The sequence below is a fragment of the Serratia sp. H1w genome (assembly GCF_000633355.1).
Lineage (GTDB): Bacteria > Pseudomonadota > Gammaproteobacteria > Enterobacterales > Enterobacteriaceae > Chania.
The window spans coordinates 1-11,756 of the sequence record NZ_AYMQ01000131.1; the positions used below are offsets into that span (position 1 = coordinate 1).

The window sequence follows — 11,756 nt, forward strand, 5'->3', positions numbered from 1 at the left end:
AGTATCAGTGTGCCACTATATACCGCAACACCTCAGAGGTGAAACCCACGGCCATCACCGGCGATATGCACAGCATCAACAAAGCCAACTTTGCGATCCTGCACTGGTTTGGCTTGCGCTTTGAACCTCATTTTACGGATCTGAACAGGCAATTGCAGGAACTGTACTGCATCAGAGATCCTTCGGCCTATAAAAAATGCCTGACCCAGCCCGCCGGACAGATTGACCGGGACCTTATTATCCGCGAGAAAAGCAATCTCGATCGCATCGTCGCCACGCTGGGGCTGAAAGAAATGACGCAGGGTACGCTGGTCCGCAAACTGTGCACGTACACCACGACCAATCCAACACGGCAGGCACTATTTGAATATGACCGGCTGGTACGCAGCATCTACACGCTGAAGTATCTGCGCGATCCGCAGTTGGAACGCAACATCCGGCGTTCCCAGAACCGGATTGAATCTTATCACCAACTACGTGCCGCAGTGGCCAAAGTCGGCGGAAAGAAAGAGTTAACAGGGAAAAATGACATTGAAACAGACATCAGTAACCAGTGCGGGCGGCTTATTTCCAACGCGATCGTTTATTACAACTCGGCGATCCTGTCACGATTGCTGGCACGACTGGAAGCGGAAGGCAATGCCAAAGGCATTGAGGCTCTGGCCCGGATATCACCGGTGGCCTGGCAACACATTTTGCTGAACGGACATTATACCTTCCAGAGCAGCGATGAAATTATTGACCTGGATGCGCTGGTTGCCGGGCTGAAATTGGGGTAACGGAAATTTCGGCGGTTCCGGCGTAGAGCCCCCTGTAAATCCATGAGCCGATCGGCAATCCGTGTCAGCCCCGCATGAACGTAGTCACGCTGCATAGGGGTGACGTTCTCATCGGCATTTAGCCCTTTTCTGAAGTCTGCTACGCATTCCTGCCATAATTTGAACGATTGGCCCAGCCGGATTATTTGTTCATCAAACACCGCCAAGGCATTGCCCTGAGAAGCGAGGTATCCCCGTTCCAGGGTTGCGGCCGTGGTGAGTATCTGTTCCATGGTGTGTTTATGAGCTGTAGAGAATTCAGGCATGCCGTCATAAGATCGGGATGACTTCTGGCTTTCCTGCTCGAACGCGGTTTCCATGATGAGGGCGTAACGGTAAAACCCCGGATATTCCTGAGTTAATGCCATCAGTTCTTTATCCGTGGTGCCGGTCCAAATCTGATGCAGTTCAGGGGTATAGTCCATCATGCGGTTGATAACCTGGTGCGGCTCCGTGACGCCTTGCGCGTCCAACTGCTGCATATGCTGATCCATTTTTGCCGCCATTCTGCCCTTACTCATTGAATACACGACACGATACCCCTCAGTTGATTAGATATGTCTTTATATATTGGATCTTTCGTGGAAATAAGAAATATCCAAACACATTGGATTTTTCTATATTTACATAAATGAATGAGCATATTTAACGATGACGGCATATCGCTTGCAGATTATTCTTTAACTTGCCTGCAATAAAAATAAACTCGACACAAAAATCTTATAAACAATGTATTTATAGGATTATATAACTTTTAAATGTATATTTAGGAGTTTTACTCCAATAATGCAATGCAAATGCATTGCAAAAAAAATAATAGCACCGAAAAAACAAATCAACATATTGATTTTTATGTAAAAAATACGCGTAAAAGGCACTAATTGACATGAAAGAAGAATATTCTTACTATGCTCTTCGTTTTATTAAGCACATGGATTAAACACTTTAAATACTTACCATAAGCCTATTTATTAGCGTCATAAACCATGTGTAAAACAAACGAGAAACGTTAGAAAAAACCAAAGTCACGGACTGTGTTAGGTATTTAAACCTTGCGGTTTTACATTATTACTTTGAACTAAAGGATGTATTTAATATGAAAAAAAATCTGATCGCTGCTGCTGTATTAGCTTCTTCTACTTTGGGTATGTCTGCTTTTGCAGTTGATGGCCAAGTTAATTTTACCGGTGAAATCGTTGATGTGGCTTGCCAGGTTACCAACAGCAAGGCAAACCCGCTGAAAGTCAACCTGGGTAAAGTATCCAAGTCCACATTCAAGGCTGCAGGTGATGTCGCATCAGCCACTAAGTTCAGCCTGCAACTGACAGCTTGCCCAGACACTGTGACCAGCGCGCAGGTCAAGTTTGATGGCACTTCAGTAAACGGTGATAACAGTGTACTTGCCCTGACTCAGGACGCAGGGGTAGCGGAAGGCGTTGGCATTCAGTTGTCTGACGACAGCAACAACCTGTTACCACTGTTCGAAAATTCTAGAACTTACGAACTGAAACCTAACGTGGCCAATGATCTGAGCTTCGTTGCCCGCTATGTCGCAACCGAGGCTACGGTTAAAGCGGGCCCTGCAAACTCAACGGCCAGCTTTACCATAAACTACAACTGATTTCTCAGTCTATTTCTCGCCTTAAGCCAGTTACTTGGGCCGAAGGTGTAGACCAGGCTGGCGGCCGTTTCGCCAGCCTCCTCTTATACCGATTTACCTTGGAGCTTCGTGATGAAATTAGCCCTTACCGCCCTATTGATGACCCTCTTGCTGGCAATAAATACCGTTCAGGCGGGTGTCATCGTGGGGGGGACGCGTCTAATTTATGATGGAGGCAAAAAAGAGACCTCACTGAGTGTCACCAATCCGGACAAAGTGCCCTATCTCATTCAGTCATGGGTAGATGCCCCCTCTGGAGGTGCCGATAAAGCCCCCTTCATGCTCACGCCACCACTTTTCCGCCTGAATGCGGGCCAACACAACGTACTGCGTGTGGTACGTACCGGTGGCAATTTACCCACCGACAAAGAGTCTTTGTATTGGATGAATATCAAGTCCATCCCCGCAGGCGAGAAGACCCAAGACCAGAATACGCTGCAAATTGCTGTAAAAACTCGCATCAAGATGATTTACCGCCCACAGGAACTGAAAGGGGTACCTGAGCAGGTAACAGGCAACCTCACCTGGCAACGCAGCGGCAACAAAATTACGGTAACTAACCCAACACCGTTTTACATGAACTTCTACGAGATTCGGGTCGCGGGCAAGAAAATCACCGATGCGACTTATGTCGCCCCGGACGGTTCGGCAAGCTTTACCTTGCCAGTGGATGCCCACGGTAACAACGTTACCTGGACGCTGATCAGTGACTACGGCGGCAAGGGTAAAGAACATACTGGCATACTGTAAAATATAGAAAAATCAGACGCATAGTGGCTAATTGGATTCAGTATGGCTCCACCGTGCAGGGATGAGTAAAAACCATGAAAAACAGCCAACAAAATACCAAACACAATCTGCTACCCCGAGTGAGCCAGCTGGCCTATGTTATTGCCGCCCAGATAACGTTGTTTGGCAGCGCATCCTTCAGCACGCAAGCACGCGAGTTTTTTAACCCTGCATTGCTGGAGATGGTCAACCCGCGCCATGAAAACACCGATCTGAGTATGTTTGAGGACAACACCTCACAGGCTCCTGGTCTCTACCGGGTTGATATCTATATCAACAATGAACTGCAGAACACGCGTGATATAGAATTCCACCTGCAGAAAGACACTAGCGGTAAAGAAACCCTGCAACCCTGCCTCAGTGTCGCCGAGTTAAGCGAAATGGGGGTAAAAACCGATCTGTTCCCCGCGTTGCAGGAGGCTAAAGCATCCTGCGCCAACCTGAGTGCCATTCCTCAGGCCAGTGCAGAATTCCGTTTCAGCACACAACAACTCTTGCTGAGTGTGCCGCAGGCAGCCATGTCACAACAAGCACGGGATTATGTGCCTGCAAACCAGCGTGATCATGGGATATCTGCACTGCTGCTCAACTACAGCCTTAGCGGAGCGAACAGCCAGGCACGCGAAGGTGGTAACAATAGTAACAGTAAGTTTGCCAACTTGCGCCCAGGCATCAACCTCGGTACATGGCGTCTGCGTAACTACACCACATGGAACCGTGACAGCAATGGGCAAGACCAGTGGAACAACGTATATACCTATGCCGCACGCGACATCGCGGTACTTAAAAGCCAACTGGTGGTAGGCGACAGTACCTCTCCGAGCGACGTCTTCGATAGCCAACCCTTTCGTGGTGCGCAGCTCGCTTCTGATGACGATATGCTCCCCGATAGCCTAAAAGGTTACGCTCCGGTGGTACGCGGTATTGCTCGCACCAATGCTCAGGTGACCATTCATCAGAACGGTTATATTATTTACCAGACCTTTGTGGCCCCGGGTGCATTTGAAATCAACGACATGTTCCCTACCGGGGGGAGCGGTGACTTGTTGGTAACGATTAAAGAAGCGGATGGCAGCGAACAAAGGCTGGTGGTGCCTTTCGCATCTTTACCGGTGCTTCAACGAGAGGGGCGTCTCAAATACGCGCTCACCGCCGGTCAGTACCGTACCTATGATAGTAGTGTTGATAGCGCACTGTTCGGTCAGGGCACGGCTATCTATGGCTTGCCGCAAGGTCTGACGCTCTACGGCGGCACTCAGTTTGCCAAGCCTTATCAATCGCTGGCCATGGGGATGGGGAAAAATTTAGGTAGCCTGGGGGCTTTCTCCGCTGACGTTACGCAAGCACGCTCAAGCATGAAGGATGAGGAAAAGCAAAACGGCCAGTCGTGGCGAGTTCGTTATAGCAAAAACTTTGTGGAAACCGGTACAAACTTTGCCATTGCTGGCTATCGCTATTCAACGGCCGGTTATTTCGGTTTGCAAGAAGTGCTTGATACCTACCGGGCAGACCAGAGTAACTACAGACTCATCGATCGCAGGCGTAACCGCTCCGAACTGACCATGAATCAGAACCTGTGGGACGCTGCTGGTTACCTGTCACTGAGCTGGGCCAGTGAAGATTATTGGAACAGTAATCGCACCATGCGCTCGCTGGGAGCCAGTTACAACAACAGCTGGAATGGGATCAGTTACGGCTTGAACTATATTTACAACGAGAACTCATCAGGTGGAGTAGGCCGTATTTACGAACGCGACCACATGTTTGCCTTTAACGTCAGCGTGCCGTTAGGAAACTGGCTTCCCAATACCATTGCCAACTATGGCCTTAGCAGTAGTAAAAATAATGGAACCACCCATAATGCTGGCTTAAGCGGTACGGCTCTAGCGGACAATAATCTGAGTTGGAGCATCCAGCAAGGCTATGGCGACCGTGGCGTTGGTCACAGTGGTAACCTGAATACCAACTACCGCGGTACCTACACCGAGGTAAATGCTGGTTATGCCTATGACAACAACAGCTCACGCCTCAACTATGGCTTACAGGGCGGTATTGTGGCGCATCAGGACGGAGTGACCTTCGGTCAGACATTGGGTGAAACCCTTGTCCTGGTGAAAGCGCCAGGAGCCGCAGGGGTGGGGGTGAACAACAACTCGGGGGTGAGAACTGACTGGCGCGGCTATGCCATTGTGCCTTACAGCAGCCCATACCGTAAAAACCAGGTAACCCTGAATACCGAAATGCTACCCGATGACGTCGATCTGGAGTTGGCTAGTCAGAATGTAGTACCCACTCGTGGGGCTGTAGTACGCGCCAGTTTTGAAGCCAACGTAGGCCGCCGTGCACTAATAACCCTTATTAGGCAGAACGGAGAGAAAGTGCCATTCGGTGCCACAGTGAATGACACAAACCGTCAATTCACACGAGGATTTATCGTGGGGGATAACGGCGAGGTTTATCTCACCGGTCTAAATGAACAGGGTGAATTGACGGTGAAATGGGGGAGTAATGCAGGGCAGACATGTCAGGCGAAGTATTCATTTGATAAGCAGGAGCGCACTAATATTGGCATTGAGATTGCCACTGCGCAATGCCAATAAGACTTAAAAAGTCAACATCCTATTTTTATTTTAATAATTAACTTACTCATTATTAACGATGATACAGGCTTGAATGTCGTCCATTTAAAAAACTTATCAATAAAAAATCTTATTTAAAAACAGCTAAAGAAAGGACTTGAATAACATGCCCAATAATTTGATTAACTCTTATATTAGAGTGATTTTTTTTACCATATTACTTCTCGTAGGAATAGGCATTTCAAACAGATCGTTAGCTTTTTGCACGCCTATAGCAGGGGTTAAACAGTATGACATCAGTTACATTACCAGCCTATTAAATCCAGATGATAATAAAGCGGGTTCGGTTCACCCAAGAAATTTCCGCTGGTACGTACCCAATACGACTATTGAGGCAATATGCTACCCTATTGATAGTAGGGGTAGCCATTACTTCAAAGCCACCATCCCAAATTTAACTCCGGGTGTTACCATTGATGGATTGAATTATTATGTGCTAAATAAATATTTACAAGTAGCTAGTGAAGTGATGATTGTCAATAATGGTTACGTTCCAACCCCTTTTGTCAATATTAGTAATCGCCAGACGACATCTGGAGGGAGTACGGATTTCTCATCAGGTTCAGATGGTTATATTTCTCTTTATATTGACCGCCCATTTGTAGGGGTGCAAATTATACCAAGAACATTAATATTGGAGATATCTAACTCCTTCGCAAGGCCAGATAATTACAACCTTCCTTTATCAAGGGTTTACCTTAGTGGTAAGGTAACTGTTCCACAATCTTGTAGTATCAATAGCGGGCAAACTATAAACATCCCGTTAGGGAAAATAAATTCCAGAGATATCGATACAAAAGGAAAGGAGGCAGAGAACTATACCCCAAAAAATGTAGACATTAAAATTTCATGCAAAAACATTTCTGAAGGCGTGAGTGTAAGTTTGTCTTTTAACGGTCAAGTCGCAGGGGGGGATCACACAGCTTTGGCTACCTCTAATGAAGATGTGGGCATACGAATTCTTAATGCTAACGGGCAGACTGTGATACCAAACCAGAGTGAGCTGCCAGTATACATCGATTTTGCGCAGCAAGCCGGGATAAGCTCAATGACGGTAGCACCCATAAATGTTACCGGTAAGAAACCTGAAGGTGGGCCGTTTACTGCTGTTGCAACTATGAATGTAGAGATCAATTGACGCTATATTGACTATAACTAATAGTAATATGCCCAATAAAGGTCAAGATGCTGGTAGGCGGCAAGGCTAAAAGTCGCCAGGAATAATAACCTACTCAATGACGGATGTGAATGGGCGGAGCCAACACCCAGGTAGCTTCAAGTATGACGGGTAGATATCACACTGCTTAATACAGTCATTATAAGGTAAAAATGAAACACCTCCCCTTGAATAGTGAATTTGACAATAAATGCCAAATAGGTCGGGTTTTAATTATGGAAAGTTGCAAGACTACTTTGACCGGGATAAATCGCTTTTTATCTCTACCGCGTTTCAAGGTTGGTCAATATCTGGTAGCCACAATGGCCACCGATATACCGGCAATCTTAGCAAGGGATAAGGTCGACTTGGTCATTATGGAGCTAGGCGGCCAAAAAGAGTCTGCGCTTGATGGCCTTAGCGTTATCAAGCAGTTGATTAACGTTGGATCACTGACGCCACTTATCGTCTGCACCCGTTTTACTGATGTACATCTGCTTAGGCAACTGGCCGCTATTCAGGTAAATGGCATTTATCTCAAAGAAGAATCTCTATCCGCATTCATGAAGTGTATCTATCAGGTAATGCAAGGGAAATACAGTTATAGTGCGAGGACTACTCGCAGTATTAGCGACCGAGAAGATCATTTCAATGTTATTTACAGACGAGAAAGAGTTCTGACTCTGCGCGAAATAGTGGTACTAAAATACCTTTTTGCCGGAAATAGTGTCACTTCCACTTCATCTTTTCTGCACCGAAGTATACGCACGATAAGTGCTCAAAAGCGCAGCGCAATGGCCAAACTCTCATTTGCCAGTGATTATGAACTTTATCGCTGGGGAGACATGCTAGCATGCAACCGTTGATCTTACTAAAAGGGACTCATACCATCATGATGCATAAATCTGTCTCTAGCCGCATTGCTATTTTATACAAAAACCATCTATTTCGCCTAGGTATGGAAAAATTCGTTCGAGATTTGCAACTTGGTTATAGGTGCGTATTGAAAGCCTCTTCTTTATTACGTTTATCGCAAAAAATGTCTAAAGCGTCAATAAGCATCCTGATTGTTGAACTGACAGGAACACAGGAATGGATGCGAAAATATGTTCGTAAATTATTAACACTAAGCGCACAGCATCCTAAATTAAATATTATTATCTATATCACAAGTCAAAAAACAGCTGCCGTTGAGCCGTTATTACAACATCAACAATTTAGCCTGATTTCGCACCAAGAATCGAGTGAACAAATGTTTCATGATATGCGTTATGCGCTCGCTGATATCAATGTTTGCAGCCCTAAGATAAAAAAGTCAATGGAGCTGTTAAAAAATAACACTTCAGCGAGTTTAGACACCCTGACACATTTTGAACGCAAGGTACTGACTCATATTTTTGCCGGATTGAGCCTTCAAGATATCGCCATGCTGCACAAGCGAAGTATCAAAACTATAAGTGCGCAAAAACGTAGTTCTATGCGTAAATTGGGAGTAAGCAATGACTCTGAACTTTTCGGTCGTGTATTCAATGAGATGATAGAACATACAAAGTGATGTAGCCCCCTGAAACACCAGACAGTAGCTGTATCTTCAGATAAGAAATAAGCTTGAATATATCTCTGACACTAACGCAGTTTTGGGTCATGTATTCAATGAGTTGATACCGCATCAAACGTAACACTCGCGTTCGATGAAGGTGCAGATGATCCTGTCGTGCATTTCGGGGGGGGGGGGGGTTGAATACCCCAGCGTCTTACGATTGAGGCGTTTCAGTCGGTTACGCAACGTCAAATTTTCACGTTCAATACGCTGGGTGAACGATAGTTTGGCTTGCGGAAGCTCGTCGTTGTAAGCCCTGTAGCCATCAGTGCACCAAAAGGCCACATTAAAACCCGAGAGCAGTTTCAACAACTTACACAACGTTTTCTTGCTTCGAGAACCAAACACATGAGCGATGATACGTTTCAATCGAGGCTCCCAGGCGTACCACAGTCAGCGCAGTCGTTTCTTGTTGCCAATAAATGACCACATCTCATCCACTTCGCAAATCAGTTGAATTTGCAAGCTATCCAGCGGCAGCGTGGTTACATTCCGCGGCGAGAGTTTTTTAACGTACGCACAACGGCATTGATACTGATACGTAACGCTCACGCAGTGTCACGAATACCGGCATTATTCATCGCCAAGTCAACGAGTTGAGCCTTCATTCCTGGTTGGCAGGCGCGACAGGCATAATCAAGCTGGAAGGTGCGTTTACAGGACTGACAACGGTAACGCTGATGCCCGCCTTTACCATAACCGTGTTTCTTTACAGGGTCTTCCTGTTCACAAAACGGACACCTTACATCAACTTTAGCCATTTTATCCTACATCCAAAACCGGAGATTTTACACTGTAATCAACACATTGAATACTTGACCAGCTATTTAGGAATCACCCTCCACTACAGACTAGAAATGGACCTTGGCTAGCTGATAGGAGAAAGCGCCCCTGAGCAATCTGATCTAACCTGAAGTAGCTTTTTTTATCGGGCATTATATAGGATAAATATTTCTCAACTACAGAATCAGGTACATTATCCTGTCCTGTTTTAACCACTCCCTCTATTTTAGCCTCAAAATGGGTATTGCTTTTTTGATCCGAATAATTAAAAATCAAATTCCTAGCGATAACATATTCATTTTCATTATCCTTTACTACCCCCCTCATGTCAGCATAGCCGATACCGTTACCTCTAAAAAGAATGCGGTAATATATTGTATAATCGAGTGAGTTATGTTCATATTCAGTTTTATATTTGACTGTGCTCAGGCATGATTTATCTGCATTACGGCTGCTATCTATCATAAAAAAAAAGACAAGAAAAAAAATAAAAGCAGCGATAATTAATGCTAAAATAGACGTTTTTATTTTCATTTTATTGCCCGCTAATTTTTGTTGTAATACATTCATCTTGAGAATCACGCCCCTTGGTGCAACGGCTGAGTAAACTGTAAGAATTTACTGGAATCCCAGTATTATGATTTTTGTAAAAGAAGAAATCAGCGCCATCAATACACTGTAAACCAAAGGATTTAACATGCCGTTCAACTATATTAAAATCTATAACAACTTTCGTTGTATTACCAATATTATGATCAGATAGAGAATAAACGGGGCAATCACCAACCCACCCAGAAATCAACCATTTATTCTGTTGATCAGTTTTCCACGGTAATAACAAATACAGCATTACACCTACAACTATCACCATCAATAGAATAAGTGATAACTTTTTAAGTTTATTGCTTATTTTACTAAAAAAATATGTCTCTATATCTTTTTCTACGGATTCAGAAATCTCTACTATGTTGCTGGGTTCTGTGCTTAGTTCGGATTCAGCGGTATTCAGCTCTACAACATTGACCTTCAGCGATAGCATGTACCCTTTTTTAGGTATGGTTACGATGCACTCTTCTTTTAGATGGTCAGAAAAAATTTTACGAAGAGTACTGACATACTGAGTCAATGTGTTAGAAGAGGCAATCCTTCCATGGTTATCCCAAACATTTTCCATGAACTCTTCACGAGCGACGATTTCCCCTTTTTTTTCAATAAGGAGCATCAGTATTCTGTTGAGCACGGGTGTCAGTGCAATGGTATTCTCATCGTTTTCGCCCATAATCACCATCACACTTTTATTAGGGCGATACCACAGCACATTGTCAAAAAGATAGTCCACAGCTAGCCCTCAAAATGGTTAATCATGCGATGAAAATGCCAATGACTCTGTCGTGCATTTCGGGAGATGTTGAATACTTCATCGCCTTATGATTGAGGAAGTTATACCCACCATACTTCAAATTATCTGGGTGTTGGCTGCGCTGGCAAAGCGCCACGGTAAGCCCTGTAACCCTAAATACCCACAAAAGCGATATGGGATCGCAATAGTAATTTTAGCAGTTTACAAAGCGCTTTATTGCTTTTGCAACCGAAAACCGGTCATGACGCGAACTTAGTGCTATTGTATGGGTCTTGATCCGCCATCTCCAACCAACTGTCGTACCTTAAGTTAACGATGCCCGCAGGAACCGATACTCCCTCGGCGATGGAGATCCCAGTGCGCTATGCAGCGGGTTTTCATGGTATCCACATGCCCCTCAAGATGCTTAGAGGCGGTAACGCAGCGAGTCCCCAGGCGCTTACTCCAATCAGTAACTGGGGCACACAAACGCAGCCAAGACTCTACCGAGGCAGTTTCAAGCATGATGGGTATAAATAACCGATAACTGCCGGTTCAAGTCTGAGCTACTACAGCTCAGCATCCTGAACAGCGATGCCACTGACCCACGGGCGACTATGCGACGCCGTTATCTTCAGCTCCGCCAGTTTCACCGGCAATACCTGCGACATCATCGGGGCTCCATTGCCTGCATGCAGTATCCGCCGCCTCTGCCAGCAGCGTTCACTCAGCACCGTGCGTTTCAGCCGTTCTGCCGCATGCGCCCCGGTGTACCTCATAACCCACAATGTTGCGGCTGGACACATCTTCTATCAGGTACAAGTAGAACCACTGCCCTACCGCCAGCAACTTCAGCCAGGTGATAACGGCAACGCGGCCCGCCTGAGTGCGCCAACCATAAAACGTCTTGGTGGGGATGCCTTCCTGGCGAAATATCGAGTTGTAGTGGCAGGTAATGCCTCTAATTAGTTG

Annotated in this window: 11 protein-coding genes and 1 pseudogene; 7 read left to right on the forward strand and 5 right to left on the reverse strand. The window is 45.6% G+C overall.

All coding sequences use genetic code 11. The features are described 5' to 3' along the window. Positions 1 to 779, forward strand: a 779-nt coding sequence (locus tag U869_RS0126365; RefSeq protein ID WP_029988057.1) for a Tn3 family transposase, incomplete at its 5' end; no start/stop codon positions are given. Here U869_RS0126365 and U869_RS31580 read toward each other — a convergent pair. Beyond that, positions 710 to 1,312, reverse strand: a complete 603-nt coding sequence (locus U869_RS31580; RefSeq protein WP_232785399.1) for a transposase — start codon at positions 1,310 to 1,312, stop codon at positions 710 to 712. The two genes, U869_RS0126365 and U869_RS31580, sit on opposite strands and share 70 nt — an antisense overlap. Positions 1,313 to 1,914: 602 nt before the next feature. On the opposite strand from U869_RS31580, the gene U869_RS0126370 reads away from it, so the two are divergent. From U869_RS0126370 to U869_RS32815, 6 genes are all read left to right on the forward strand, one after another. Continuing rightward, positions 1,915 to 2,439, forward strand: coding sequence for a fimbrial protein (locus U869_RS0126370; protein ID WP_025122546.1), 525 nt, complete (start codon positions 1,915 to 1,917; stop codon positions 2,437 to 2,439). A gap of 111 nt (positions 2,440 to 2,550) precedes the next feature. Next, the gene (locus U869_RS0126375; protein WP_025122547.1) at positions 2,551 to 3,228 is read left to right on the forward strand and encodes a molecular chaperone; all 678 of its coding nucleotides are present in this window, start codon (positions 2,551 to 2,553) and stop codon (positions 3,226 to 3,228) included. A gap of 74 nt (positions 3,229 to 3,302) precedes the next feature. Next, positions 3,303 to 5,867, forward strand: a complete 2,565-nt coding sequence (locus U869_RS0126380; RefSeq protein ID WP_025122548.1) for a fimbria/pilus outer membrane usher protein — start codon at positions 3,303 to 3,305, stop codon at positions 5,865 to 5,867. Between the two features lie 145 nt (positions 5,868 to 6,012). Continuing rightward, positions 6,013 to 7,044 (forward strand): fimbrial protein, encoded by a 1,032-nt coding sequence (locus U869_RS0126385; RefSeq protein WP_025122549.1) that lies wholly within the window; start codon positions 6,013 to 6,015, stop codon positions 7,042 to 7,044. Between the two features lie 254 nt (positions 7,045 to 7,298). Beyond that, positions 7,299 to 7,928 carry a LuxR C-terminal-related transcriptional regulator gene (locus U869_RS0126390; RefSeq protein ID WP_157834771.1) on the forward strand — a complete coding sequence of 210 codons (630 nt, stop codon included), beginning with the start codon at positions 7,299 to 7,301 and terminating at the stop codon, positions 7,926 to 7,928. Beyond that, positions 7,916 to 8,617: a LuxR C-terminal-related transcriptional regulator gene (locus U869_RS32815; protein ID WP_025122551.1), complete on the forward strand. Its 702-nt coding sequence runs from the start codon at positions 7,916 to 7,918 to the stop codon at positions 8,615 to 8,617. The genes U869_RS0126390 and U869_RS32815 overlap by 13 nt, the downstream gene beginning before the upstream one ends. A gap of 114 nt (positions 8,618 to 8,731) precedes the next feature. Here the strand turns inward: U869_RS32815 and U869_RS31585 are convergent. The 4 genes and pseudogenes from U869_RS31585 to U869_RS0126415 form a co-directional block, all read right to left on the reverse strand. After that, a pseudogene (locus tag U869_RS31585) lies at positions 8,732 to 9,423 on the reverse strand (IS1 family transposase). Positions 9,424 to 9,496: 73 nt separating this feature from the next. Beyond that, positions 9,497 to 10,015: a FidL-like protein gene (locus U869_RS0126400; protein WP_081795973.1), complete on the reverse strand. Its 519-nt coding sequence runs from the start codon at positions 10,013 to 10,015 to the stop codon at positions 9,497 to 9,499. Beyond that, positions 9,981 to 10,784, reverse strand: a complete 804-nt coding sequence (locus tag U869_RS0126405) for a winged helix-turn-helix domain-containing protein (protein WP_025122553.1) — start codon at positions 10,782 to 10,784, stop codon at positions 9,981 to 9,983. The genes U869_RS0126400 and U869_RS0126405 overlap by 35 nt, the downstream gene beginning before the upstream one ends. A gap of 723 nt (positions 10,785 to 11,507) precedes the next feature. Then, positions 11,508 to 11,756: hypothetical protein (locus U869_RS0126415; RefSeq protein ID WP_029988063.1), on the reverse strand; the 249-nt coding region annotated here is incomplete at its 5' end.

Excerpts from the sequence above, each read along its gene's own strand:
- U869_RS31580 (WP_232785399.1), bottom strand. The coding sequence starts at position 1,312 with ATGGATCAGCATATGCAGCAGTTGGACGCGCAAGGCGTCACGGAGCCG.
- U869_RS0126370 (WP_025122546.1), top strand. The coding sequence starts at position 1,915 with ATGAAAAAAAATCTGATCGCTGCTGCTGTATTAGCTTCTTCTACTTTG.
- U869_RS0126375 (WP_025122547.1), top strand. The coding sequence starts at position 2,551 with ATGAAATTAGCCCTTACCGCCCTATTGATGACCCTCTTGCTGGCAATA.
- U869_RS0126380 (WP_025122548.1), top strand. The coding sequence starts at position 3,303 with ATGAAAAACAGCCAACAAAATACCAAACACAATCTGCTACCCCGAGTG.
- U869_RS0126385 (WP_025122549.1), top strand. The coding sequence starts at position 6,013 with ATGCCCAATAATTTGATTAACTCTTATATTAGAGTGATTTTTTTTACC.
- U869_RS0126390 (WP_157834771.1), top strand. The coding sequence starts at position 7,299 with ATGGAAAGTTGCAAGACTACTTTGACCGGGATAAATCGCTTTTTATCT.
- U869_RS32815 (WP_025122551.1), top strand. The coding sequence starts at position 7,916 with ATGCAACCGTTGATCTTACTAAAAGGGACTCATACCATCATGATGCAT.
- U869_RS0126400 (WP_081795973.1), bottom strand. The coding sequence starts at position 10,015 with ATGAATGTATTACAACAAAAATTAGCGGGCAATAAAATGAAAATAAAA.